General features: G+C 72.0%; 25 protein-coding genes. 13 read left to right on the top strand and 12 right to left on the bottom strand.

From position 1 onward, the window contains the following. The first annotated feature begins 164 nt into the window (after positions 1 to 164). Genes ACZ6YG_RS26505 through ACZ6YG_RS26480 form a run of 6 tightly spaced genes read left to right on the top strand, consistent with a single transcriptional unit; the run spans position 165 to position 6150 of the window. A complete protein-coding gene (locus tag ACZ6YG_RS26505) occupies positions 165 to 1166 on the top strand; it encodes a LacI family DNA-binding transcriptional regulator (protein WP_148035526.1) in 1002 nt (333 codons plus the stop codon). 17 nt (positions 1167 to 1183) lie between these two features. Next, positions 1184 to 2449, top strand: a complete 1266-nt coding sequence (locus tag ACZ6YG_RS26500; protein ID WP_466019471.1) for an ABC transporter substrate-binding protein — start codon at positions 1184 to 1186, stop codon at positions 2447 to 2449. Beyond that, positions 2446 to 3327, top strand: a complete 882-nt coding sequence (locus ACZ6YG_RS26495) for a carbohydrate ABC transporter permease (RefSeq protein WP_219542813.1) — start codon at positions 2446 to 2448, stop codon at positions 3325 to 3327. The genes ACZ6YG_RS26500 and ACZ6YG_RS26495 overlap by 4 nt, the downstream gene beginning before the upstream one ends. Further along, positions 3327 to 4133: a carbohydrate ABC transporter permease gene (locus ACZ6YG_RS26490; RefSeq protein WP_148035528.1), complete on the top strand. Its 807-nt coding sequence runs from the start codon at positions 3327 to 3329 to the stop codon at positions 4131 to 4133. The genes ACZ6YG_RS26495 and ACZ6YG_RS26490 overlap by 1 nt, the downstream gene beginning before the upstream one ends. 10 nt (positions 4134 to 4143) lie before the next feature. Beyond that, the gene (locus tag ACZ6YG_RS26485) at positions 4144 to 5514 is read left to right on the top strand and encodes a sulfatase-like hydrolase/transferase (protein WP_466019470.1); all 1371 of its coding nucleotides are present in this window, start codon (positions 4144 to 4146) and stop codon (positions 5512 to 5514) included. Between the two features lie 39 nt (positions 5515 to 5553). Next, positions 5554 to 6150 (top strand): AAA family ATPase, encoded by a 597-nt coding sequence (locus ACZ6YG_RS26480; protein ID WP_148035529.1) that lies wholly within the window; start codon positions 5554 to 5556, stop codon positions 6148 to 6150. Here the strand turns inward: ACZ6YG_RS26480 and ACZ6YG_RS26475 are convergent. Then, complete coding sequence (locus tag ACZ6YG_RS26475) at positions 6137 to 8095, bottom strand: family 10 glycosylhydrolase (RefSeq protein WP_466019469.1); 1959 nt, start codon at positions 8093 to 8095, stop codon at positions 6137 to 6139. The genes ACZ6YG_RS26480 and ACZ6YG_RS26475 overlap by 14 nt on opposite strands. A gap of 193 nt (positions 8096 to 8288) precedes the next feature. On the opposite strand from ACZ6YG_RS26475, the gene ACZ6YG_RS26470 reads away from it, so the two are divergent. Further along, the gene (locus ACZ6YG_RS26470; RefSeq protein ID WP_148035531.1) at positions 8289 to 9803 is read left to right on the top strand and encodes a golvesin C-terminal-like domain-containing protein; all 1515 of its coding nucleotides are present in this window, start codon (positions 8289 to 8291) and stop codon (positions 9801 to 9803) included. Between the two features lie 56 nt (positions 9804 to 9859). Here ACZ6YG_RS26470 and ACZ6YG_RS26465 read toward each other — a convergent pair whose 3' ends face one another. The 5 genes from ACZ6YG_RS26465 to ACZ6YG_RS26445 all read right to left on the bottom strand — a co-directional run bounded on the left by ACZ6YG_RS26465 (position 9860) and on the right by ACZ6YG_RS26445 (position 14083). Next, a complete protein-coding gene (locus tag ACZ6YG_RS26465; RefSeq protein ID WP_271278468.1) occupies positions 9860 to 10870 on the bottom strand; it encodes a chemotaxis protein CheB in 1011 nt (336 codons plus the stop codon). A gap of 85 nt (positions 10871 to 10955) precedes the next feature. Beyond that, positions 10956 to 11465 carry an STAS domain-containing protein gene (locus tag ACZ6YG_RS26460; protein WP_148035533.1) on the bottom strand — a complete coding sequence of 170 codons (510 nt, stop codon included), beginning with the start codon at positions 11463 to 11465 and terminating at the stop codon, positions 10956 to 10958. A gap of 49 nt (positions 11466 to 11514) precedes the next feature. After that, the gene (locus ACZ6YG_RS26455; protein WP_148035534.1) at positions 11515 to 12333 is read right to left on the bottom strand and encodes a DUF1206 domain-containing protein; all 819 of its coding nucleotides are present in this window, start codon (positions 12331 to 12333) and stop codon (positions 11515 to 11517) included. 56 nt (positions 12334 to 12389) lie between these two features. Next, the gene (locus ACZ6YG_RS26450) at positions 12390 to 13577 is read right to left on the bottom strand and encodes a YncE family protein (RefSeq protein ID WP_466019468.1); all 1188 of its coding nucleotides are present in this window, start codon (positions 13575 to 13577) and stop codon (positions 12390 to 12392) included. Beyond that, on the bottom strand, positions 13574 to 14083 hold the full coding sequence (locus ACZ6YG_RS26445; RefSeq protein ID WP_271278471.1) for a SigE family RNA polymerase sigma factor: 510 nt from the start codon (positions 14081 to 14083) through the stop codon (positions 13574 to 13576). Before ACZ6YG_RS26445 ends, ACZ6YG_RS26450 begins: the two co-directional genes overlap by 4 nt. Positions 14084 to 14226: 143 nt before the next feature. On the opposite strand from ACZ6YG_RS26445, the gene ctaD reads away from it, so the two are divergent. Continuing rightward, the gene (ctaD, locus tag ACZ6YG_RS26440) at positions 14227 to 15906 is read left to right on the top strand and encodes an aa3-type cytochrome oxidase subunit I (protein ID WP_466019467.1); all 1680 of its coding nucleotides are present in this window, start codon (positions 14227 to 14229) and stop codon (positions 15904 to 15906) included. 73 nt (positions 15907 to 15979) lie between these two features. Then, a complete protein-coding gene (locus tag ACZ6YG_RS26435) occupies positions 15980 to 16207 on the top strand; it encodes a hypothetical protein (RefSeq protein ID WP_148035538.1) in 228 nt (75 codons plus the stop codon). A gap of 4 nt (positions 16208 to 16211) precedes the next feature. Here ACZ6YG_RS26435 and ACZ6YG_RS26430 read toward each other — a convergent pair whose 3' ends face one another. The 4 genes from ACZ6YG_RS26430 to ACZ6YG_RS26415 form a co-directional block, all read right to left on the bottom strand. Further along, positions 16212 to 16997 carry a hypothetical protein gene (locus tag ACZ6YG_RS26430; RefSeq protein ID WP_148035539.1) on the bottom strand — a complete coding sequence of 262 codons (786 nt, stop codon included), beginning with the start codon at positions 16995 to 16997 and terminating at the stop codon, positions 16212 to 16214. A 75-nt stretch (positions 16998 to 17072) separates the two neighbouring features. Next, positions 17073 to 17555, bottom strand: coding sequence for a metallophosphoesterase family protein (locus ACZ6YG_RS26425; protein WP_148035540.1), 483 nt, complete (start codon positions 17553 to 17555; stop codon positions 17073 to 17075). After that, positions 17552 to 18079: a GNAT family N-acetyltransferase gene (locus ACZ6YG_RS26420; RefSeq protein WP_187281511.1), complete on the bottom strand. Its 528-nt coding sequence runs from the start codon at positions 18077 to 18079 to the stop codon at positions 17552 to 17554. Before ACZ6YG_RS26420 ends, ACZ6YG_RS26425 begins: the two co-directional genes overlap by 4 nt. A gap of 7 nt (positions 18080 to 18086) precedes the next feature. Further along, positions 18087 to 18431, bottom strand: coding sequence for an ArsR/SmtB family transcription factor (locus ACZ6YG_RS26415; protein ID WP_364229232.1), 345 nt, complete (start codon positions 18429 to 18431; stop codon positions 18087 to 18089). Positions 18432 to 18483: 52 nt separating this feature from the next. Between ACZ6YG_RS26415 and ACZ6YG_RS26410 the strand changes: the two genes are divergently transcribed. Further along, positions 18484 to 19230: an SDR family NAD(P)-dependent oxidoreductase gene (locus ACZ6YG_RS26410; protein ID WP_466019466.1), complete on the top strand. Its 747-nt coding sequence runs from the start codon at positions 18484 to 18486 to the stop codon at positions 19228 to 19230. Between the two features lie 42 nt (positions 19231 to 19272). Here the strand turns inward: ACZ6YG_RS26410 and ACZ6YG_RS26405 are convergent, their stop codons facing one another. Together ACZ6YG_RS26405 and ACZ6YG_RS26400 are read right to left on the bottom strand one after the other, a co-directional pair. Next, a complete protein-coding gene (locus tag ACZ6YG_RS26405; RefSeq protein ID WP_148035544.1) occupies positions 19273 to 20127 on the bottom strand; it encodes a cytochrome c biogenesis CcdA family protein in 855 nt (284 codons plus the stop codon). Positions 20128 to 20130: 3 nt separating this feature from the next. Continuing rightward, entirely contained in the window at positions 20131 to 20724 is a 594-nt protein-coding gene (locus ACZ6YG_RS26400) for a redoxin domain-containing protein (RefSeq protein ID WP_466019465.1), read from the bottom strand. 230 nt (positions 20725 to 20954) lie between these two features. Between ACZ6YG_RS26400 and ACZ6YG_RS26395 the strand changes: the two genes are divergently transcribed. The 3 genes from ACZ6YG_RS26395 to ACZ6YG_RS26385 all read left to right on the top strand — a co-directional run bounded on the left by ACZ6YG_RS26395 (position 20955) and on the right by ACZ6YG_RS26385 (position 24951). Next, positions 20955 to 21854 carry an endonuclease/exonuclease/phosphatase family protein gene (locus ACZ6YG_RS26395; RefSeq protein ID WP_466019464.1) on the top strand — a complete coding sequence of 300 codons (900 nt, stop codon included), beginning with the start codon at positions 20955 to 20957 and terminating at the stop codon, positions 21852 to 21854. A 123-nt stretch (positions 21855 to 21977) separates the two neighbouring features. Beyond that, positions 21978 to 23186, top strand: coding sequence for an MFS transporter (locus ACZ6YG_RS26390; protein ID WP_466019463.1), 1209 nt, complete (start codon positions 21978 to 21980; stop codon positions 23184 to 23186). 43 nt (positions 23187 to 23229) lie between these two features. Then, on the top strand, positions 23230 to 24951 hold the full coding sequence (locus ACZ6YG_RS26385) for an HAD hydrolase family protein (protein WP_466019462.1): 1722 nt from the start codon (positions 23230 to 23232) through the stop codon (positions 24949 to 24951). Positions 24952 to 24978 lie beyond the last annotated feature (27 nt).

Raw genomic sequence — 24978 nt, 5'->3', positions numbered from 1 at the left:
AGAGTTCCCGCCGACCTCTTCACAGGAAGCGCGGCGAGTGTTAAACGATTAACTATGAGCGGGATCGTACGGGACCGCGCCTCGCACAGCAGAGGCATCGGGCATCATCGCACGGTCATCAAAACCCTCTTTACATATAGGGAATACTACGTTATACGTATAACATGCGACCCACCGCCAAGCAGGTAGCCGAGCTGGCCGGGGTGTCGACCGCCACCGTCTCGTACGTCCTCAGCGGGCGGGACCGGCGCGTCGGCGCCGAGACCAGGCAGCGCGTCCTCGACGCCGCCGCCCGGCTCGGCTACACCCCCAACCAGGCCGCCAGGAGCCTGCGCAGGCGCAGGACGCAGCGGGTGTGCCTGGTCCAGGGCTCGTTCGGCGGGGTGCCGACCGACGAGCGGCTGGCCCGCGACCTGCACGAGATGGCCGACGGCCACGGATACTCCGTCGTCACGCTGGCCGTCTACTCCGAGGCCCGCGCCGTGGCCGCGGTCGACGTGCTGCGCGGCGGCATCGCGGACGCGGTGCTCGTCAACAACGTCGGCGACCACCTCACCGAGGAGCTGCTCGCCCAGGTCGTGTCCGCCCGGCTGCCGACCGTCGTGATCGGCAACGGCCCCGTGCCGCCCGGCTGCGACGTCGTACGGGCGCCCGAGACCGAGGTGTCGGCCGAGGCGGTGGAGCACCTGATCGCCCAAGGGCGGCGGCGCGTCGCCTTCCTCGCGCAGCGCTACGAGCTCTACCGCGACCGGCCGATCGGCCGGCTCCTCGGCTACCACACGGCGCTCGACCGCCACGGGATCGAACAGCGGACCGTGGTGTCGGGCGCCGACGACCGGGTGAGCGCCTACCAGGCGGCGACCGGTCTGCTGCGCTCCCCCGACCCTCCCGACGCCGTCTTCGCCGCCAGCGACCGGGCCGCGATCAGCACGATCTGGGCGGTCAGGGACGCCGGGCTGCGCGTGCCCGCCGACGTCGCGGTGGTCGGCGTCGGCAACATCGACGAAGGCCTCATCACCAACCCCCAGCTCAGCACCGTTGGCCCCATCCGGCACGACTACACCGACGTCGTCCGCCTGCTCTTCGACCGGCTCCAGGCCGAGGAGCCACCGCCCGCCCGCGAGATCGTCCGCCCGTGGACGTTCGTGCGGAGGGGCTCCTCCTAGAAGGGAAACCGACGCAGATGTCTCCCCACCTTTCCCGCCGGGACCTGCTCCGCCTCGCCTCCGCCGCCGCGACCGTACCCATCCTGTCCGCGTGCGCCGGCGCCCCGCCCGCGCCGGGCGCCGAGCCCGGCACGTTCACCGTCTACTGGAACGCCGGCCACGACTACCAGGCCTACCGCAAGGTGATCGCCGAATTCGAGCAGGCCAACAAGGTCACCGTCAACTTCCAGAAGTACCAGTGGCCCGACCTGCGCACCCGGCTGCTGGCCGACTTCGCCTCCGGGGTCGTGCCGGACGTGGTCGAGGAGCCCGGCGGGTGGGTGCAGGAGTTCGCGCTCTCCGGCAACGCCCGCTCGCTCCAGGAGTACGTCGACCGCGACGGCGCCGCCATGGGCTTCCCCGCCGACTGGCAGCCGGTCACGGTCGAGCGCAACTCCTACCAGGGCCAGGTGTACGGGGTGCAGCTCCACCTGACGTGCACCCTGCTCTTCTACAACAAGGGGATGCTCGACGCCGCCGGCGTCCGGCCGCCCACCACCTGGGAGGAGCTGCTGGAGGCGGCCAGGAAGCTCACCAAGGGTGACGTGTACGGCATCGCGCTCAACCAGGACCACACCTACGCCAACCCCTGGCTGCTGCAGGCCGGCGTCCGCCACTACGACCCCGGCACCAAGGAGGTGCTGACGCCGCGTGACAAGGCGGTCGAGGCCATGCGGTTCCAGGCCGACCTGGTGCACAGGCACAAGGTGGCGCCGGTGCCGGTGTCGGGCACCGACTACTCGGGACCGCAGAAGCTGTTCTCCGCCGGGCGGGCCGCGATGATCATCACGGGACCCTGGGACCTCGGGCCGATCAAGGAGACCAGCCCCGACATCGAGCTCGGCCTGGCCGCCCCGCTCAAGAAGGACGGGCAGGCCACCAACGCGGCCGGCACCAGCCTGCTCGTGCCGTCCAAGGCCGCCAGGCCCGACCTGTCGTGGGACTTCATCAAGCGCATCACCGCCCTGGAGGTCGAGCGGGCGGCCACCGAGGAGGTCGGCATGCTCATGCCGCGCGTCTCCTGGGCCGAGCTGCCCGAGGTGGGGAACGACCCGCTGATCAAGCCCTTCGCCGATGCGCTCGGCTACGCCCAGGACTCCAGCCAGGAGATCCGGCTGACCGGCCAGTCGGGCAGGTTCGACGAGGAGCTGAAGAAGATGTACCAGTCGGTGGTGATCCAGAACCGGCCGGCGGAGGAGGCGATCGAGGCCCTCGCCGAGACGGCCAAGGGCTTCCTGAAGTGAGCGTGCTCCGCCCGCGCACCCTGTCGGCCAGGTACGCCCGCACCGCTTACCTGTTCCTGCTGCCGGCGATCCTGTTCTTCGCCGCGTTCTTCTACCTGCCGATCGGGAACGTCGTCTCCACGAGCCTGATGACCGGGCCGCAGGCGGACCGGTTCACGGGCCTCGGCAACTACGCCCAGGCCCTGGCCGACCCGTCGGTGCGCCACTCGTTCCTGGTGACGGTCGCGTTCGCGGTGGCGGTGGTGGCGGGGTCGATCGTGCTCGGGCTGGCCCTGGCGCTGGCCCTGGACCGGCCGCTGCGGGGCCGGGTGGCGTTCCGGATGATGCTGCTCGTGCCCTACCTGACGTCGGTGGCGATCGTCGGGCTGCTGTGGCGCAACATCCTCGACCCGGAGCTGGGCGTGCTGAACCGGTCGCTGTCCGCCGTCGGGCTGCCCGAGCAGCAGTGGCTCAACACGCATCCGCTCCTCACCATCGCCGCGATCACGCTCTGGCAGAGCGCGGGCTACACGATGGTGCTGTTCCTGGCCGGGCTGCAGGGCATCCCGGAGACGTTCCACGAGGCGGCGAAGATCGACGGGGCCGACGGCTGGCACCGGTTCTGGCGGATCACGCTGCCGCTGCTGGCGCCGACGACGCTGTTCGTGTCGGTGATGGCGGTGATCTCGGGGCTCCAGGCCTTCGGTCAGGCGTACATCATCACCAACGGCGGGCCGGGCGACGCCACCGACCTGTCGGTGTTCCACATCTTCAACGTGGCCTTCCGCGCCCGCGACTTCGGCTACGCCTCGGCGCAGTCGGTGCTGCTCCTGGTGGTGATCGTCGCCTTCACCCTGATCCAGCTGCGGGCCGGGCGGCGTGGGGAGGTGCAGTACTGATGCGGCGCGCGCTGATCTACCTGATGCTCACCGTCGCCTCGCTGGTGATGGTGCTGCCGCTGCTCTACATGCTCTCGCTGTCGCTGCAGACGGAGGCGGAGACGCTCGCGGCCGAGGCGGTGATCGTGCCGGAGAGCCCGCAGTGGGGCAACTACGCCGAGCTGTTCGAGCGGGCGCCGTTCGGCGACTTCATCGTCAACAGCCTCGTCGTGGCGGGCGCGATCACGCTGGCCCACCTGCTGTTCGACCCGCTGGTCGGCTACGTGTTCGCGAAGTTCCGCTTCCCGCTGCGCAACACGCTGTTCGTGGCGCTGCTGGCGACGCTCATGGTGCCGTTCTTCGTGCGGATGATCCCCTTGTACGTGCTCATGGCGCATCTCGGGTGGATCAACACGTACCAGGGATTGATCACCCCGTTCCTGATGGACGCGTTCGGGATCTTCCTGATGCGGCAGTTCATCCAGCCGATCCCGGACGACCTGATCAGCGCGGCCCGGATCGACGGCGCTTCGGAGTTCGCGATCTACCGGCGGATCATCCTGCCGCAGACCCGGCCGGCGCTGGCCGTGCTGGGGCTGTTCACGTTCGTGTTCCAGTGGAACGAGTTCCTGTGGCCGCTGGTGGCGACCACGACGCCGGAGATGCGGACGATCCCGGTCGGGCTCACGCTGTTCAACCAGGAGTACTTCACGCTCTGGCATCTCACGGCGGCGGGCTCGGTGATCCTGTTCGTCCCCACCGCCGTGCTGTTCATCGTCAGCCAGCGATACTTCGTGCGCGGTATCGCGCTGACCGGCCTTCGTTAGGAGTCATCGAGTGCGCCCGAACGTGATCGTCGTCCTCACCGACCAGCAGCGGTGGGACACCGTCGGCCCGGCCTTCACCCCGAACCTCGACCGCATGGCCAGGTACGGGACGCAGGCCGCGGTGGCGCTGACCCCGCAGCCGGTGTGCGCTCCGGCCCGGTCGGCGCTGCAGACCGGGCGCTACCCGACCACGACGGGGGTCTACCGCAACGGCATCGTGCTGCCGCCGGAGGAGCGGACGCTGGCCCACCACTTCGGCGCGGCCGGTTACGCCACCGGTTACCTCGGCAAGTGGCACCTGGGCAGCCGGGATCCGGTGCCGGCGGACGAGCGCGGCGGCTACCGGAGCTGGCTGGCGTCCAACATCCTGGAGTTCACCTCCGACGCCTACCGGACGATCACCTACGACGACGCGGGCGAGCCGGTGTTCCTGCCGGGCTACCGCTCGGACGCGCTGGTCGACGCGGCGATCCGCTACGTCGCCGACCACAGCCGCGAGCCGTTCTTCCTGTTCCTGTCGTTCATCGAGCCGCACCACCAGAACGAGGTGGACAACTACCCGGCCCCCGACGGGTACGAGGAGCGCTACCAGGGGAGCTGGCTGCCGCCCGACCTGGCCGCGCTGGGCGGCACCGCGCACCGGCACCTGGGCGGCTACCTCGGCCAGATCAAGCGGCTGGACGAGGGGCTCGGCAGGCTGCTGGACGCGCTGCGCAGCATGGAACTGCTGGACGACACGATCGTGGCCTACACCTCCGACCACGGCAGCCACTTCAAGACCCGCAACGACGAGTACAAGCGGTCCTGCCACGACGCCTCGCTGCGGGTGCCGCTGGCGCTGCGCGGGCCGGGCTTCGACGGCGGCGGCGCGATCGCACGGCCGGTGTCGACGATCGACCTGCCGCCCACGCTCCTGGAGGCGGCCGGGCTGCCGGTGCCGGAGGAGATGCAGGGCCGCTCGTTCCTGCCGCTGCTGCGCGACGCCCGCGCCGACTGGCCGGAGGAGGTGTTCTTCCAGGTGAGCGAGTCAGAGGTGGGCCGCGGCATCCGCACGGAACGGTGGAAGTACTACGTGGTGGCCGAGGACGCCGACGGCTGGCACGACCGGGCCGCGCCCCGCTACCGGGAGCAGGCCCTCTACGACCTGGCCAGCGACCCGCACGAGCTGGTCAACCTGGCCGGGCTGCGCTCCCACGTCAAGGAGGCGGCCGGGCTGCGGGAGCGGCTGGCGCGCAGGATGGTGGCCGCGGGCGAGGCCGAGCCGGTGATCGAGCCGGCCGTGGAGAGCGACACGGAGGAGAGGGCGCTGGCCGACCCGGTCGTGCGGCTGGGCGGGCTCGAACCCGTCAGGTTCGGTCACCAGCGCCCGGGTGGTTCGTAGCCCTATACTCCTCCCGTCCTATTGGGAGGATGTGCGCCTTTGACCGCCCCGGTTCCCTCCGCCAGGAAGGCGGCCGAGCCGCTGTGCTACCCCGCGGGCTCCCTGGTGATCATCACCGGGCTGCCGGGGGCGGGCAAGTCGACGCTGCTGGGCCGCCTCTACCCGCTGACCGGAGCCGAGAGTTCCCCGGTCAGGGCGGGTGGCGCGACGGTCGTCGACTCGATGCAGTCCCGGCTGCGCTGGGCGGCCGCGCTCGCCTGGGCGCCGAAGCCGGTGCGCACGGCCGTGGTGTTCGTCACGCACATCCGGCGCATCCGGGCCGCGCTCGGGCGGGGCGAGTCGGTGGTCGCGCACAACCGGGGCTGCGGCCCGCTGGTGCTGCGCGGCTTCGCCCGGCTGGCCCGCCGCGCCGGCGCGGGCTTCCATCTGGTGATCCTGGACGTGCCCGCCGGCGCGGCGATGGCGGGCCAGCGCGCCAGGGGCCGGGTCGTCCCCTGGCGCACGTTCGCCCGTCACCGGCGCCACTGCGCGGCGCTGCTCGCCCGCGTCCGGGCCGGCGACCCGGCCCCGGCGGCCACGGCCCGGGTGCTGGACCGGGAGACCGCCGCGCGGCTGGCGGGCATCAGATTCGAGTGATGCGCACCGCGTCGGCGATCACGTAACCGGCCGTCGTCGTCCAGCGGCTCACGCCGACCACGTTGTACGTGCCCGCGTTCAGGGAGAAGGTGCCGATGCTCCGCCAGGCGCCGCCGCCGGTGCGCTGGTCGACGGTGACGGTCTGGTTGCCGCCCGAGGCCGCGACGATGTGCGGGGTCGCGCTGTTGTACCCGGCGTTGCCCGGGTACCAGACCTCGACGCGGTACGTGCCCGCGCTCGGGATGGTCGCCCGGAACCAGGCCGGGTCGCTGGCGGCCACCGGGTCGGCGAAGCGGTAGTCGGCGCTGTGGCGCTCGGCGGAGAACGCGGAGGAGCCCCAGTTGGCGCCGGCGGTGAAGGCGGCGTCGGCGTTGTCCACGGTGACGGAGAACCCGCCGCCCGAGGCGGTCACCGCGCGGCCCGCGCTGGGCGCGCTCTCCTGGTGGGTGCGGGCGAGCGCGGTCACGTAGTAGGTGTAGGCGGTCCCCGCGGCGGCCGTGGTGTCGGTGAACGTCCTGGACCGGGTGGTGCCGAGCAGGTTGCGGGCGTCGGCGAACGCGCACGGGTCGGCGGCCGAGGGGGTGCCGTTCACCCGGTAGACGGCGTAGGCGGTGCCGCCGCCGTTCCAGGCGAGGGACACGCCGGTCGAGCCGCGGGTGGCGGAGGTGATGGCGGGCGCGGCGGGGGCGGCGGCCGTGCCGCGGGGGTGCGGCAGCGACGGTTTCGCGTAGTGGGCGGCGGCGAGGATGGAGAAGGAGTTGATCCGGTTGGCCCTGACGTCCTTGGCGCTGAAGAAGATGTCGCCGGCCACCTCGGGGTGCTGCCGGTTGAGGTGCAGGTGGTCGCTGAGCTCGTCCGGGTCCTGCCAGTCGGCGCCGTGGCTGCTCACCCCGGCCCGGTAGGAGGCCTGGCCGGCCAGGAGCCGCACGCCGGTGTTCCTGACCACGTCCGCCCACCAGGCGATCAGCACCCGGTAGTCGGCGACGGAGTAGCCGATGTGCCAGTAGAGCTGCGGCGCGATGTAGTCGACCCAGCCCTGCTTCACCCATCGGCGGGTGTCGGCGTAGATGGCGTCGTACGACTGCAGGCCGGAGGTGGCCGAGCCGAGCGGGTCGGTGCCGGAGTTGCGCCAGATGCCGAACGGGCTGATGCCGAAGGCCACGTGCGGCTTGGCCGCGTGGATGCGCTGGTCGAGCTCGCGTACCAGCAGGTTGACGTTCTCCCGCCGCCAGTCGTGCACGCTGGCGAAGCCACCGCCGTACTGGGCGTACGCGGCCGAGTCCGGGATGGTCTGGCCGCTGGCCGGATACGGGTAGAAGTAGTCGTCGAGGTGGACGCCGTCGATGTCGTACCTGGTGACCGCTTCCATGATCACGTCTTCGATGAAGCCGCGCACCTGCGGCAGGCCCGGGTTGTAGTAGAGCTTGCCGTCGTAGGCGAAGCGCCAGGAGGGGTTGCGGCGGGCCGGGTGCGAGGAGACCAGCTGGTTCGGGTCGGCGTGGTTGGCCACCCGGTACGGGTTGAACCAGGCGTGCAGCTCCAGGTTGCGGCTGTGCGCCTCGGTGACCATGAACGCGAGCGGGTCGTAGCCCGGGTTGCCGCCCTGGGCGCCGGTCAGCCACTGCGACCACGGTTCGAGCGAGGACGGCCAGAACGTGTCGGCGGTGGGCCTGACCTGCACGACCACGGCGTTCATGCGCCGCTGGACGGCCAGGTCCAGCCAGGCGCGGAACTCCGCCTGCTGGGCGGAGACGCTCAGGCCGGTCCGGCTGGGCCAGTCGATGTTGGCGACGCTGGAGATCCACATCGCCCGGAGCTGGCGCTTGGGGGTGGCCGGATCGGTCGCGCAGGCGGCGTGGGCGGTCACGGCGGCGGCGGGGGCGGCCGGGACGACGAGGGTGCCGAGCGCGGCGGTGAGTGCCACCAGGACGAGGCGCAGGAGCATGGTCACGAAGATAAGTTTCAGCGCATCGCCATCAGGGTGCAATAGTTTTCACAGCTTTCGCGGGGGCCCAACTTTGCCGGGCCGCCGACGCGCGGGCGGAAAGTTTCCTTTAATACCTGAGTAATGTCAATTATCGACATCTGTCATGAAAGTCCCTTACTGTGCGTGCGGTACCCCCCAGAGTGGAGTTCTCATGACACTGGTACGCACTCGATTAGTAGCCCTCGTCGCCGCCGCCCTCTCCACCCTCCTGGTCCTCGCCGTCCAGCCGGCCCTCGCGGAGCGCGGCACCCCGCTGTCGGACGCCTTCGCCAAGGCCGCCGCCGCCCACGACGTCCCCCGCGACCTGCTCGTCGCCCTCGGCTACGCGGAGACCCACCTCGACGGCCACGCCGGCGAGCCCAGCGCCAGCGGCGGCTACGGGCTCATGCACCTCGTCGACAACCCCACCAACAAGACCCTCGCCGAAGCCGCCGCCCTCACCGGGCAGCCGGCCGCCACGCTGAAGAAGGACGACGCCGCCAACATCCTCGGCGCCGCCGCCGTGCTGCGCTCGTACGCCGACAAGCTCGGCCTCGACGAGGCCGCCAGGAAGGACGCCGGCCGCTGGTACAAGGCGGTCGCCGAGTACGGTCACGCCTCCTCGCCCGAGACGGCCCGCCTGTACGCCGACGCCGTCTACGAGATGCTCGGCCTCGGCCTCCAGGCCCGCGGCGTGACCGTCGAGCCGCAGGAGGTCACCGCCGACCGCGGCGACCTGGCCAAGGCCCGCGACCTCAACGCGCAGGCCGCGGTCGCCAGCCCCGACTACCCGCCGGCCGCCTGGGTCGCCGCCTCCTCCAGCAACTACCGGGTGTCCAACCGCGAGACCAGCTACAACATCGACCGCATCGTCATCCACGTCACCCAGGGCTCCTACGCGGGCACGATCTCCTGGTTCCAGAACCCGGCCGCCCAGGTCTCGGCGCACTACGTGGTCAAGTCGTCCAACGGCGCCATCACCCAGATGGTGCGTGACAAGGACGTCGGCTGGCACGCCGGGAACTCCACCTACAACAACCGTTCCATCGGCATCGAGCACGAGGGCTGGGTCAACGACGCGTCCTGGTTCACCGACGCGATGTACCGCTCCTCGGCCGCGCTGACCCGCCACCTGGCCGACAAGTACGGCGTGCCGAAGAACCGCACCGGCATCATCGGCCACAACGAGGTGCCCGGCGCGACCCACACCGACCCGGGTCCGCACTGGAACTGGACCACGTACATGAACTACGTGAACGGAGGCACCACCAACCCGCCGACCTGGACCACCACGGTCGACAACGCCAGCTCCCAGTTCACCGCCAGCACCAACTGGGGCACCTCGGCGTACTCCAGCCAGCGGCACGGCGCCGACTACCGGTTCGCCGACCCGGTGGCCGCCAGCGACCCGGCCTGGTACTCGGCGGCCATCCCCAGCGCCGGCACGTACCGGATCGAGGTCTGGTATCCCAGTGATCCCGGATACAACAGCTCGGCCCCGTACATCGTGGCGGCGGCAGGCGGTAACCAGACCGTCTACGTCGACCAGCGCTCCGGCGGCGGAGCCTGGCGGAGCATCGGCACCTTCCAGCTCAACGCCGGCACGCAGAACGTCGTGGGCGTCAGCCGGTGGACCGGCGGCACCGGCTACGTGATCGCCGACGCCGTGCGCATCTCCCGCATCTAGATCGCACCCGCGCCTGACGGGAAGCGCCGCGCCGGTGCTCCCCGTCAGGCCCTCCTTCAGGACAGGAGCAGGCTGTCGTCGCCTCCGCTGATGCGGGCCTGCACCATGCGGATGGTCTCCACGGCCTCACGCGTCCGCGCCGCCTCCTTCCGGATGAAGCCGTGGGAGTGCTTCCCGCCGTGCTCCTCCGCCGACCGCGCCATCCGGCCGAGGATCCGCACCCGCTCGTCCAACCGCTGGATGGCGATCCACAGGGCTCTCTCCACCGCGTCCGACTGGGCGCCGACCAGGCTCTCGTCGGACCAGGCGTGTCCCACCCGGCAGACGAGGCGCGCGAGGCCCTCGTCCCTCTGTTCGTACATCGGACCGCCGCATTCCGGGCAGCCGAGTCCGGAGAGGGTGCCACCGGGCTCTGCCAGGGCGGGCTCCTCGCTCAGGAACCGCCCGACCTCCCGCATCATCTCCGTGTCGTCCATCCTGGCCTCCGTGATGACAGGCGTTCTGCTCTGCCGCACCAGCCAGTCGGCGAGCTCCCGTACGGGAAGCGACGGCGCGTTCGGGACCGCGGCGACGGCCGCCTCCGGCATGCCGGGGAAGGCCGCTTCGCCCGGATCCTGCACCGCCACCGCGCCTCCTCTGCGGTCCACCGCGACGCACCCCCGCACGCCGTCGTCGAGCATGCCGCTCAGCACGACGGCGGCCACCCGCTCCCCCGCGTCGAGCGCCGCGCTCATGAAGAGCGGATCGGCCGCGGGGCGGTGACCGTTGTGCCGGGGGCCGCGTGACAGCCGGACCTTGCCCTCGTGGACGAGCAGGTGGTGATCGGGCCTGGCCACGTAGACCCGCCCCCGGCGCAACTCCTGCATGTCCTCGGCCGGGACCGCCTTGAGCGGGCCCGCCCTGTCGAGGATCCCGGCCAGCACGCCGCCGCCCTGGGGCGGCAGGTGGAGCACCACGAGCACCGTGGCGGGGAGATCAGCGGGCAGTGATCCGACCAGCGTCCGCAGCGCCTCCACTCCTCCGGCGGAGGCCGCCACCACGATCGTGTCTCGTCCTACTGTCCACACCTTCTCCCCCTGTCCCGCAGGCGCGGGCTTATGCGTGCGAAGCGGTCGCCTGCCCGGCCATCCGTACGCGCGACTCCATGGCCTCTCAGGGGCCCGGCCCGCTCGCGCAGCGGCTCCGGGCGGAGGGTGATCGGCCGGGTGCCGAAGGCGGCATCGTGCCGCGCCGCCGGCCCGTGACAGGCCGCGCGGGGAGCCCCCGCAGCAGCGGCAGGTGACGAGGTCCCGGGGGCGCCGGCTCCGCGCACACGCCACAGGCGGCCAGCGCCTGGGGCAGGGTGTCGAACACCGGCAGCGGCGACCTCCGGCCCTTCTCCATGAGCGAGATGAGCCGGCGGAGCGCCGGGCTCGCCTCCGCGAGGAACAGGTCGCCGCCCTTGACCCGCAGGCCCCGGCGGGCGGCCACGAGCCGGCTCACCCCTCTCAGGTCGCAGAACCAGAGATCACCGGCCGCCACGACGACGCACATGGCCGGGGACGCGACCAGCGGTTCGAGCGTCTCGGAGAGGATCGGGACGGTCATCGCGTCCAGCTCACCCGCGAGGGCGACGACCATCGTGGTGTCCGCTATCGGCTTCAAGTGAACCGACAAGTACATGTCCGGCCTCTCCTTCGACTTCTCGACACCGCCGTGCGCTTGCGCTCCTTCAGGTGCGGCGCCAGCGGGACTCGCCGAAGCAGTAACCGGCGAACAGCACCAGCCCGAGCGCGACCGCGATCAGCAGCCAGGGCCCGACGGGAGTGTCGGCGAAGGAGCGCAGCGCCTGGTCGATGCCTCCGGCCTTGTCCGGGTCATGGGTGATCGCCGCCTGGATGACGAGGAACCCGGCGAGCCCGGCGATGACGCCGCGGGCCACGTAGCCGGCCATGCCCAGCTTCTCCATCACCGAGCGGGCCCGGTGCGACATCCGCCCGAGGTCAAGCTCCTCGCGGAACTTCTTGGTGACGCCCTGCCGCACCCAGTAGACGCCGAGCGCGATGACGCCGAGGCCGACGGCGCCCACGATCCACTCGCCGGCCGGGAGGTCGAGCAGCATGCCGGTCACGTCCTGCGACTTCTCGTCCTCCGACGCGGCGCGCCCGGCCAGCAGCACGCTGAGCAGGGTGAACACGATCAGTCCGTAGACCACGGTCCTGCCGGCCGACTCGGCCCTGTCGAGCTTCTCCTGGTGGCTGAACAGCGCCTCGGACGCCTGCCACAGGGCCAGCGCCACGAAGCCGACGACCATCACCCACAGGATCACCGCCCCGAACGGCAGCTCCGCGACCGTGGTGATGGCGCCGCCCTTGTCGGCCTGCTCCTCGCCGCTGCCCAGGGCGATCTGGACCGCCAGCACACCGATCAACGCGTACAGCACGCCGCGACAGGCCAGCCCGACCCGGGCCAGCCGGTCCAGGGCCGGGTGGTCAGCCGCTCGCCGGGCAGCGGCCTCCGCTGACCGCCCCGCGCTCTGCGCAGTGTTCACGGGATCCTCCTCGGAAGTTGAAAGGACCGTAAAGTGCCCAGAATCGGGGCGATCAGTCACCGGGGTGTGAGCACCCACCTCCAACTGCCGTCCTCCTGGCTCTCCTGAACGCCGGTGAGCGGGACCGTGGTGCGGCCGTCGACGCTGACGAGCACCAGGCCGTTGCGGAACTCGTTCTCGCACCCTCCGGCGCAGCCGAGCGCGATGACGTGCTCGTCGTCGGCCCAGCCGATGAGCTGGAGCACGTTCTGGCTGCCGGCGACCTTCCCGGTGCGCCGTTCGATGATCGCCGTGGGCAGCCCGTCCGGGCCGAGTTCGAGCCGGCCGTCGGGCGAGATCTTCGACTCACCGTGGCGGTTGAACGCCTCACCGGGCGGCGGCTCCGCGGGCCGGCCGTCGAGGCCGTAGTAGACCCGCTCCGGGGAGATGTCGGCGGTGGGCCCCCAGATCAGCGAGCCGTCGAGGCTCCAGCCGAGGTCCTGCCTGCCGTTGGAGTTGCTCGGCGGACCGTCCGTGCCGGGCAGCGGCGGCAGCGCGTGGTGTTCGGCCCGGCCCGTCGGCACGTCGATCAGGTAGTAGCCGGTGCGCGGGCTGTCCTTCCGCCGCCATGCGACCCCGTCGGTGGGCAGCTCGTCGGGGTAGGAGGAATAGGTGGTGGCCAGCAGTTTCGTGCCGTCGGGCGACCAGGCGACGTGCCCGGCCCGGCGACCGAGCTGGATCCAGGAGAGGAACTGCCGGGTGTCCAGGTCGATGACGCCGATCCGGTCGCCCAGCAGGTCGCCCTGGACCACGGCGGCGACCCGCATGCCGGGGGCGACGTCCACCCAGGCCCAGGGGGTCTCCTCGTAGCTGTCGGTACGCGGGTCGTACAGGTGCCAAGTGCGCCGGACGTGGTCCAGCCCCTTCTCCCCCTTCTCCCTGCGCAAGGTGTAGTACGCGCCGACCGCCAGATTTCCGGCGGCCACGAGCTTCGTGGGCCGCCCGTGGTCCGGGTCCGCCCGCACGTCCGTGGGCGCCGGCGAGGGCCGGGGCGGAAGCGTGACCGTCACGGCCGGCAGCACGGGGCCTGGCGGCTGGACGGTCACGAACACGGCGACAGCCGCGATGACCGCCGCGGCCAGCAGCGCGGCGCCGGCGGGCAGCAGGCCGCGCCGCCGCCTTCGCAGCGCCCGATCGGCCAGGTCCTGCGGCACTTCGGCCTGCCCGGCCCACTCCTCCATCGTCTCGCGGAGCAGCCTGGTCATTTCGCGGCCTCCAGTTCCTCGGCGAGTTCGGGTGCGACCTCACGCAGCCGGGCCAGCGACCGGTGCGCGGTGCTGCGTACCGTGCCGACCGAGCAGCCGAGCCGGCGGGCCACCTCGTGATCCGGCAGGTCCTCGAAATAGCGCAGCACCAGGACCGTGCGCTGCCTGGCGGTGAGCTTGGCCAGCGCGGCGCGCAGCACCACGCGGAGCTCGCTCTGATGGGTACGGTCGCGCCCGGGCAGGTCGGGCACCGCGCCGCGGACTACCTCGACCCGCCGGCCCGTCGCCCGCCACCAGCTGATCTGCTGGCGGTACATGATCTGCTTCGTGTACGCCTCCGGTGCGTCCACCCGCCGCCATCTGCTCGCCAGCTTCGCCAGCGCCGCCTGCACCAGGTCCTCGGCCGCGTGCTGGTCGCCACCGGTGAGCAGGAAGCCGAGCCGCATCAGCGCGGGGGACCGCGCGGAGACGAACTCGCGGAAGCCGCGCTCGTCTTCGGCGTCCACGTCACCTCCAGGGATTGACTGTCACCACTGAGACGCCGCGAACCCGGGCCCGCTATGCCGCAAGCCATCACTTTCTTGGGCCTACCGTGGCGACACGGAGGGTAGTTGGTTCTTTACGGAGCGCCTGCCGAGGGAGAACCAGGGTGACGATCCAGAAGCCGAGAGACGAGGAGCCGACGACTTCGCCGCCGGCCCCGGTCCACGGCCGTCGCACGGGCGCGGTCATCACCAAGTGGCTCACGTCCACGGACCACAAGGTGATCGGCTACCTGTACCTGATCACGTCTTTCATGTTCTTCCTGTTCGCGGGCGTTCTGGCCCTGCTCATCCGGGCCGAGCTGGCGGGGCCCGAGCTGCAACTGGTGAACGCGGAGCAGTACAACCAGCTGTTCACCATGCACGGCGCGATCATGCTGCTGCTGTTCGCCACCCCGCTGTTCGCCGGGTTCGCCAACGTCATCATGCCGTTGCAGATCGGGTCGCCGGACGTGGCCTTCCCCCGGCTCAACATGGCCAGCTACTGGCTGTTCCTGTTCGGCGGGCTGATCACCGTCAGCGGCTTCCTCACCCCCGGCGGGGCCGCCAGCTTCGGCTGGTTCGCCTACACCCCGCTGTCGTCCGCCACCTACTCGCCCGGCCCCGGCGGCGACCTGTGGATCATGGGGCTGGTGCTGGCCGGGCTCGGCACCATCCTCGGCTCGGTCAACTTCATCACCACGATCATCTGCATGCGCGCGCCGGGCATGACCATGTTCCGGATGCCGATCTTCACCTGGAACGTGCTGCTGACCAGCATGATCGTGCTCATGGCGTTCCCGGTGCTGGCCGCCGCGCTGCTGGCCCTGGAGGCCGAACGCAAGTTCGGCGTGCACGTCTACGACCCCGCGGCCGGCGGGCCGATCCTGTGGCAGCACCTGTTCTGGTTCTTCGGGCACCCCGAGGTCTACATCATCGCGCTGCCGTTCTTCGGCATCATCACCGAGGTCATCCCCGTCTTCAGCCGCAAGCCGATCTTCGGCTACATCGGGCTGGTCGGCGCGACCATCGCCATCGCCGGGCTGTCGATGACCGTCTGGGCGCACCACATGTTCCCCACCGGCCAGGTGCTGCTGCCGTTCTTCTCGTTCATGAGTTTCCTCATCGCGGTGCCGACCGGGGTGAAGTTCTTCAACTGGACCGGCACCATGTGGCGGGGACACCTGTCCTTCGAGGCGCCGATGATGTTCGCCGTCGGGTTCCTCGTCACCTTCCTGCTCGGCGGGCTCACCGGCGTCATCCTGGCCTCGCCGCCGCTCGACTTCCAGGTCACCGACTCCTACTTCGTGGTGGCCCACTTCCACTACGTGGTGTTCGGCACCGTGGTGTTCGCGATGTTCGCCGGGTTCTACTTCTGGTGGCCCAAGATGACCGGGCGGATGCTGGACGACCGGCTCGGCCAGGTCCACTTCTGGCTGCTGTTCATCGGCTTCCACACCACGTTCCTGGTGCAGCACTGGCTCGGCTGGGCCGGGTTCCCGCGCCGCTACGCCGACTACGCGCCCGGCGACGGGTTCACCCTGCTCAACCAGATCTCGTCCGTCGGCGCGGCGATCCTCGGGCTGTCGACGCTGCCGTTCCTCTACAACGTGTGGATCACCCAGCGCAAGCCGCGCTGGGTGACGCTGGACGACCCCTGGGGGTTCGGCGGCTCGCTGGAATGGGCCACGAGCTGCCCGCCGCCGCGGCACAACTTCTCCTTCATGCCGCCGATCCGCTCCGAACGGCCCGCGTTCGACCTGCACTACCCGCACACCTACCCCAAGCGGGACGAGATCGAGGCGTGACACATACTTCGGTCGGTCCTGAGCATCCCTAAGGCCGATCCGCCGGGCCGCGGCCGGGCACTAGCGTCGGGCCATGCGCAAAGCCATCCAGATCGTCGGCTTCGTCCTGGCGCTCCAGGGCATCAGCGGGGCCGTCGACCACGTGGCCGTCCAGCCGTTCTTCGGCTTCTTCCTGAACTTCTTCAACCGGGTGATCATTCCCCGTATCGACGTGCTGACCGGCTACGAGCTGTTCGCCAACCTCGCCCTGGCCGCCCTGGGCGTCGTGCTGGTGATCGCCGCCGAACGCGCGCCGGGTTGACCGGCTACGTCGCGTAGCTGAGCCGGGGATGGTCGCGCAGGATGATCGGGGCCGACAGCATCGTGTGCCGCTCGCCGACCTCCCCCACCAGCACCGGCCAGGTGCCGATGTTGCGGCAGCCCTCGGCCAGCGGGCGCAGCTCGGCCGGCGGGTTCAGGAGGGAGACGAACCGCCCGCCGTGGGTGCGCACCACGCTCTGCGCCGACACGAACGTGTGCCTGAGCACCTCCGCCCGATCCTCGCCCCGCCAGTCGGTGGTGTTGGCCACCTTGACCGTCAGCCTGAACAACCGGTCACGCAGCGGCTCCGCGCGCACCACGGCCTGGCCGTGCAGGGTCTCCCAGCAGCGCAGCACCGCCCCGGCCCGGCCGCGGGCGTCGATAAGCCAGACCGCCTCCTGGTCGCCCGGCACGTCCACGCGCATCGTGTACGCCGCCGCCGCCAGGTCGGCGAGCGTCAGCCCCGACACGGCCGCCTCGCGCTCGCGCGCCTCCAGCCCCGAGACGTAGCGGGCGCCGTCGACGGTCAGCTCGGCCGCCGGCTCCAGCTCGCCGCCGCGCGCCCGCGCCACCTCGCGGCTGACCAGTTGCAGGAACCGTACGTGCACGTCCACGGTGTGGGCGGGGGCGGCCTCGACCAGGCACTGGGTCTGCATCATCCAGGAGAGACCGGCCCGCCCGCCGGCGTACGGCTCGGGGTGGAGTCCGCGCAGGTACCGGTCGTCCAGCAGCCGATGGTACGGGTGGCACTCGTACAGCACGGCCTGCGCGATCTGTCGCGCTCTGTCCATATCGAGCCGCCTTGCAGTCGATCTGTCACTTTCTGTAATCGACATACCGCTCGGGCGTAGCAGACAAACCCGTGCTCAGGTGACCGGGACGATCTCGGCCTCGACCAGCGCGCCGCCCTCGACGCGCAGCACCCCCACGGTGCCGTGCGGCTGGCGGCGCCGGTCGGTCGGCGATCCGGGGTTGAAGATGCGCAGCCCGTCACCGGACTCGTCGAGCGGGATGTGCGAGTGCCCGAACACCACCAGGTCCGCCTCCGGGAACCGCCGCCGCATCCGGGCCGTCCGTCCCCGGGCCGGGCCGCTGTCATGGATCATGCCGACCCGCAGCCCGCCCAGGTCGAGCTCCAGCGTCTCGGGCGCGTCCAGGTCGGGCCCGTCGTTGTTGCCCTTCACCACGTGCACGGGCGCGTACGCGGCCAGCTCGGCGAGCACGGAGGGCACGCACACGTCACCGGCGTGCAGGATCACGTCGGCGCCCGCCAGCAGCTCGGCCACCCTCGGCGGGCACGACTTCCAGCGGCGCGGCGCGTGCGTGTCGGACAGCACGACCACTCTCACGCCACGTCCCTACCCGTCCGCAGCACGAGCACCTCCAGGGCCCGCTCGGGCAGCGCGCCGACCCGCCGCCAGCCCAGCGCCCGGTAGAAGCGGGCCGCGGGAGCCCGCGGCGAGGTGAGCAGCCAGGCCCGCGGCCACCCGGCCACCGCCGCGTCCAGCAGCCGCCGCCCGATCCCCCGGCCCTGGGCGCCGGGGCCCACGAACAGCTCCACGACCTCGAACGCGCCCCTGGTCAACCCGGCCACGACCTCCGGGCCGCAACTGCGCTGGAGCTCCTCGTAGATCGCGTTGCCGGACAGGTCGTCAGGCGTCGGCCACCCGAAGCACACCCCCACGAGCTCGTGGCCGTCACGCTCGATCCACGCGGCGAACCCGGGCCGTTCGGCGTCGCGCGCGAGCTTGCCGGGGAAGGCGGCGAAGTCCTCCTCGGTCTCGTACCAGGGCGGCACGGAGAAGCACTGCCGGTAGAGGCCGGCGATCTCGCCGGAGATCGTCACGCAGCCGGGGCCGTCGAGTCGCTCCACCACCCCATTATCGGTGGCCGGCGAGCCCCACCTGGTCGCCCACGTCCTCGCCCTCCGCCGCCGCCAGCACCGCGTCGAGCAGCCCGGGGAAGCGCCGGTCCAGGTCGGTGCGGCGCAGCGTGACGTAGCAGCGGGTGCCCTCCTGGCGGGTACGGGTGATGCCGGCGTCGCGGAGGACCTTGAGGTGATGGCTCAGCGTGGACTTGGCCACCGGCGCGCGCAGCTCGCCCCAGCCGCGCTCGCGTCCGTCGGACAGCACCCGCACCAGGCCGATCCGGATGGGGTCGCTGAGCGCGGCCATCGCGGCGACGAGCCTCAGCTCGTCGGCGGCGGGGTGCGAGGCTCGCTTCACACCCCCATGGTAGCTTGTTCGACATTCTACGAACATCGAACGAGGGAGGGCCATGGACCTGGACGGCAAGTCCGTGATCGTGACCGGGGCCAGCTCCGGCATCGGGCGTGCGACGGCCGTGGCGTTCGCCCGTGCCGGCGCGCGGGTGCTCGGCGTCGGCCGCGATCAGGACGAGCTCGACCGCACCGCCCGGCGGCATCGGGACATCGTCCCGTTCGCCGCCGACCTCGCCACGCCGGGCACGCCGGAGGCGGTCGTCCAGGCGGCGGCCAACCGGTGGGGCAGCCTGGACGTGCTCGTCAACAACGCCGGAGCCACCGCCGTCATGCCGCTGGAGCGGCTCGACGCGGACCGGGCGCGTGCCCTGTTCGAGCTGAACGTGATCGCGCCCAGCCTGCTGGCCAAGGCCGCGCTGCCCCACCTGCTGCGCTCCCGCGGCTCCATCGTCAACGTCTCCAGCACCTACGGGCACCGGCCGCTGCCGGGCGGCTCGCACTACGCCGCCTCCAAGGCCGCGCTGGAGCAGCTCACCCGGAGCTGGGCGCTGGAGCTGGCCGGGGCCGGGGTGCGGGTCAACGCGCTGGCTCCGGGCCCCACGGAGAGCCGGGCACTCGCCCGCGCGGGGCTGCCTGAGCCGGAGGTCGAGCGCATCAAGCAGGACGAGGCCCGCCGCGTCCCACTCGGCCGGCGGGGCACCCCCGAGGAGGTCGCCACCTGGATCGTCCGGCTCGCCGACCCCGCCTCGACCTGGCTCACCGGCCAGGTGCTCACCGTGGACGGCGGCCTCGACCTGACCTGACCGGGGCTCACTCGACGGCCGCCCCACCCACCTGACCGGGGCTCACCCCGGACGGCGGGCCCGCCTCGACCTGATCAGGAGGATGGCGACCAGCGCCGCGGCGGCCCCCGCGACCGGCACCGCGCCGACGGTCTCCAACCAGCCCGAGATCGTCCCCTGCACCGCCGTCACCCCGCCGACGACCGGGTCGTCCGGGTCGCCGCCGCCGAAGACCCGCAGCTCGTACCAGCCGTAGTAGGTCACGTACAGGCCGGCCAGGACGAGCAGCACCCCGCTCAGCCGGTACACGTGCGGCAGCGACCGGCGCACCCGGAACAGGACGGCCTCCCTGGTCAGCGCCACGGCCAGGGACAGCAGGGCGACGACCAGTCCCATGCCGAGCGCGTACGCGGCGAAGACCGCCAGCCCTCCGGCCACCCCGCCGCTCGTCAGCGAGGCCGACGTCACCGCCAGGAACGGCCCCACCGTGCACGACAGCGAGGCCACCGCGTACGCGATCCCGTAGCCGTAGAGCGAGCGCGCCGACATGGCGGGCCTGGCGGCGAGCCCGGGGACGCGGACGAACAGCGACCGGCCGGCCAGCAGCCAGCCGCCCAGCCCCACCAGGACGACCCCGATCACGATCGTCACCCACGGCAGGACCGTCCCGGCCACCGCCGCCAGCGGCGTCACCACCAGCCCGAACAGCCCGAACACGGTCACGAACCCGGCGGTCATCGCCGCCGACAGCATCACCGCGCGCACCACCGGGCCGCGCCGCCAGACGCCGCCCGCGCCGCGCGGCGGCTCGCCCGCGACCAGCATCGACAGGTAAGCGGGCAACATCGCGAACCCGCACGGATTGAACGCGGCCACCGTGCCCGCCGTCAGGGCGAGCGCGATCGGCAGATCCGTCATGGCTCAGGCGGCCTTGATCTTGGCCACTTCGGCGTCGAGGCCGTCGCGGCCCAGCGGGCCGTTGACCTTCGTGGTGTCGCCGCCGGGCTCCATGAAGACGAACACGGACTGCTGGGCGACGCCCAGTTTGGTCCACACCGCGCCCTTCTCATCCGACAGGTGGACCAGCCCGCCGGTGCCGGTGCTCTCGACGAACTCCCTCATCGCGGCCTCCGTGTCGAGCCCCGCCACGCCGACGAACGCCACGTCAGGGTGCGCGGCCGCGGCGGCCTTGACCGCGGGCGCGTCCGACCGGCACTTGGTGCACCACGGCGCCCAGAACCAGAACACCACGGGCTTGCCGGCCAGGCTGCCGCCCTCGAACTCCTTCCCGTCGAGGGTCTTCGCGCTGAACCGCAGCGCCGCGGGCGTGGACCCGCTCTCCATCGGATCCGCGCTCTTCATCGGATCGGCACTCTTCATCTGATCCGTGCTCTTCATCTCATCGGAGGGCGCGGCGGACGTGGTCCCCATCGGGTCGGAAGGGGCGGCCGCGCCGCAGGCGGCCAGGGTCAGTGTCGCGGCGGTGATGACGGCCGCCATGCCAGCTCTGTTCACGCCCACCAGGCTAGGCACGCGGTGCCGCCGAGAACCTTACGAGCTGATGACGCCGCCCCGCCCGGCGCGGTCCGCCGACCGTCAGCGTTTAGGCTCACCACGAAAAGGTTGATCTCGCACGAATCGGGCGGCAAGGGTTGAACATCACCGTCGAGGCGAAGCAGGCGTCAGGCGGAGGCCCGCCGCCCCGTGGACACTCACCACGCAGGCGGTGGGTCTCCTGGCTCACCGTGACCTTCCTGACCGTCTGGGCGGTGGTCAGGGCCGGCGGGCTGGAGTCTGGATCGTTCCTGACCCAGCTCATGACCGTCACCCCGTACGGCGCCGTGCTGGCCCTGCTGCTGGCCGCGGCCCTCGTCAGGCGGAACCGCCCGGCGGCGGTCGTGGCCCTGGTGGCGAGCCTGGTGATGGCCGCCGCCGTGGCGCCCAGGGCGTTCCCGGCGGGCGAACCGGCCACCGCCGGCACCCCGTACAAGGTGCTGGCGATCAACCTGTTCGGCCGCGCCGACCCGCGTACCGTGGTCGAGCTCGTACGGGAGCTGCGCCCTGACGTGTTCGCCGCGACGGAGCTGACCACGCGCCAGGTGGCCGCGCTGGACGCGGCCGGGCTGGACGAGCTGGTGCCGCACCGCGTGCTGCAGGACGAGCACGACGCGGCGGGCAGCGGCCTCTACGGCAGGCACCCGCTCACCGAGCTGCCCGGCCTTTTCACCCCGGTCGGCCACAACATGCCCGCGGCGGCCATGACCCTGCCCGGCGGCCGGCGCGTCGAAGTGGTCGCCGTGCACCCGATCCCGCCGCTCGGCCGGATGGTGGACGGGTGGAACCGGGCGATGGAGTCGTTCCCCGCGCCCGGCGGCGACGCGATCCGCATCCTGGCCGGCGACTTCAACGCCAGCCTGGACCACCGGGCCATGCGCGACCTGCTCGGCCGCGGCTACGCCGACGCCGCGCACCAGGCCGGCGCGGGCCTGACGCCGACCTGGCCGAACGGGCGCGGCCTGCCGCCGTTCATCACGATCGACCACATCCTGGTCGACGAGCGCGCCGGGGTGAGCTCCTTCGACGTGCTGGACGTGCCGGGCACCGATCACCGGGGGGTGTTCGCGGAGCTCCGGCTGCCGTCGTAGCGGGTTAGAATCGGGCGCATGACCTGGCGACATTGATGCATCACCAGAGGCCGAAGGGCTCGCGGGCCGCCGCGCAGGCAGGCAGTCGCGTCCCCCGTTCGTTCCCTTCGGAAGGCCTCACGCATGTCACCGCCTGCCAAGCGGCTGGTCCGCACGCTCTACGTCTACACGTTCCTTGACGATTTCGTCCTGCTCTACCCGGTCTACGCGCTGCTGTTCACCGACACCGGGCTGTCCGTGGCCGAGACGTCCTCGTTGTTCGTCATCTGGTCGGTCGCGGGGCTGGTGCTGGAGGTGCCCTCCGGGGCGCTGGCCGACTCCGTGTCCCGTCGCCTGCTCCTGTTCGCCGGCCCGCTGCTCGCCGCCGCCGGGTTCGCGCTGTGGGTGATCTTCCCGTCCTACTGGATCTTCGCGCTGGGCTTCGTGCTCTGGGGCGTGCGCGACGCGCTCGGCTCGGGCTCGATCGAGGCCCTGGTGTACGAGGAGCTCGCCCGCACCGGTGAGACGTCACGCTACGCGCAGGTCATGGGCCGGGCGGCGTCGGCAAGCATGGCGGCGACCGCCGCGGCCATCGCGCTGGCCATCCCGGTCTTCGCCGCCGGCGGTTACCCCGCGGTGGGCGTGGCCAGCGTGCTGGCCTGCCTCCTCACCGCCGCCACCGCCCTGGCCTTCCCCGAGCACCGCTCCCCCGTCCGGGAAGCCGGTGACGACGGAGAGCTCTCGTACGGGCAGGTGCTGAGGGCCGGGCTGGCCGAGGCGCGCGGGGACCGGCGGGTGCTCCACGGGCTGGTCCTGCTCGCGACCGTCACCGCCGTGTGGGGTGCGCTGGACGAGTACGTGGCGTTCCTCGGCATCGAGGCCGGGCTGCCGGAGACGGCGATCCCGCCGGTGTACCTGCTGGTGTGGGCCGGGGCCACGGCCGGCGGGCTGCTGGCCGGGCGGGCGCGGCGGTTGCGGGCGCGCGGGTTCGGCGCGGTGCTGGCGGCCGGGGCGGTCGCCCTGGCCGGTGGCGCGCTCAGCGGGCATCCCGCGGGGTTCGTGGCGATCGCGGCGGCGTTCGGGGTGTTCCAGCTGGCGGGCGTGGTGGCCGACGCCCGGCTGCAGGACAGCATCACCGGCCCGAGCCGCGCCACCGTCACCTCGGTGGCCGGCCTGGGCACCGGCGTGATCACGCTGGCGGTCTACGGCGTCTACGGCGCCGCGTCCGGCCTGGTCTCGCACGGGCTCATGTTCGCCCTGCTGAGCGTCCCGTACCTGCTCGTGGCCGCATGGGTGATCATCGGCCGCCGGGCGCGGGCGGCCGCGGAGCCGGAGCCGGCCCCGGCCGCCTGACCGGGCCGCGTTCGCGTCGGTTTCGTAGGGGTACGTGCCGCCCATGAGGTATCACGTGCTCGCCTGCGACTATGACGACACCCTCGCCCGGCACGGTGAGGTGGCCGAGCACACGATCAAGACGTTGGAACGGGTCTCCCGCTCGGGCAGGAAACTGCTGCTGGTCACCGGGCGGGAGCTCGACGACCTGCTGACCGTCTTCCCGCACGCCGACCTGTTCGACCTGGTCGTGGCCGAGAACGGGGCGCTGCTCTACGACCCGGGGCAGCGCTCCGGCGAACCGCTCGCGGACCCTCCGCCGCCGGAGTTCGCCGAGCGGCTGCGCGGGGAGGGCGTCACCCCGCTCGGCGTGGGATCGGTGATCGTGGCCACCCGCGAGCCGTACGACGTCCAGGTGCAGGACGCGATCCGGGAGCTGGGCCTGGAGCTGCAGGTGATCAGGAACAAGGGCGCGGTCATGGTGCTGCCGCCCGGCGTGAACAAGGCCAGCGGCCTGGCCGCCGCGCTGGACCGGCTGGGCCTGTCGGGCCACAACGTGGTGGCCGTCGGGGACGCGGAGAACGACCACGCCTTCCTGACCGCCGCCGAGTGCGGCGCCGCCGTCGCGAACGCCGTCCCGGCCCTGCTGCGCCAGTGCGACCTGCCGCTGGGCCGGGAGAACGGCGACGGCGTGGCCGAGCTGGCTGACCTGCTGCTGTCGGGCGAGCTGGACGAGATGGAGATCCCGCGGCACCACGTCCTGCTCGGCGAGGGGGCCGGCGGCGAGGTCCGGCTGCGCCCGTACGGGACCGGCCTGGTGGTGGCGGGACCGTCGGGCAGCGGCAAGTCCACGGTCACCACGGCGCTGCTGGAGCGGCTCGTCGAGGCCCGGTACCAGTGCGTGGTCATCGACCCGGAGGGCGACTACGCGGAGTTCGCCGGCGCGGCCGTGCTGGGCGAGCCGGACCGGCCGCCGGGCCCGGAGGAGGTGCTCCGGCTGCTGGAGTCGCCGGACCAGAGCGCGGTGGTGAACATGATCGGGATGCCGCTGCGCGACCGGCCCGCGTTCTTCGCGGAGCTGATGCCCCGCCTGGTCGCGCTGCGGGCCAGGCTCGGCCACCCGCACTGCGTCGTCGTGGACGAGGCGCACCACCTGATGCCGGCCGAGGTGCAGGAGGTGCCGGTCAAGGACGTACGGGACCTCGGCTCGCTGATGATGATCACCGTGCATCCGGAGGCGCTCAGCCCCGCCGCGCTGGACCTCGTGGACGGCGTGATCGCGGTCGGGCCCGAGCCCGGGGAGACGCTGGGCGCGTTCGCCGGCGCGCTCGGCCGGGACACCCCCGCGCTGGAGGGCGAGGCGGCCGAGGGGGCGGCGCTCTGGCACGTCTCCGCCGGCACCGCCCAGCTCGTCCATCCGACGCCGGCCCGCGCGCACCGCACCCGCCACCGCCGCAAGTACGCCGCCGGCACCATGTCCAAGGACAAGAGCTTCTACTTCACCGGCCCCGAGGACCGGCTCAACCTGCGGGCCCGCAACCTGCACACCTTCGTGGAGCTGGCCGAGGGCGTGGACGACGAGACCTGGGCCTTCCACCTGAGGCAGGGCGACTACTCGGCCTGGATCGGCGAGAAGCTGGGCGACGCCGAGCTGGCCGGCGAGGTCGGGCGGGTGGAGCGGGAGGAGCCGGACGACAGCCTGCGCCGGGTGGCCGAGCTGATCGAGCGGCGTTACACGCTGCCCGCCGAGCCGACCAAGTACGACCCGGACCACGACGACACCTGACCGGCGGCCTACTCCGGTGGATAGAGT

The sequence above is a fragment of the Nonomuraea sp. NPDC054003 genome (assembly GCF_055585125.1).
This window is presented reverse-complemented; position numbering and strand designations above follow the sequence as displayed.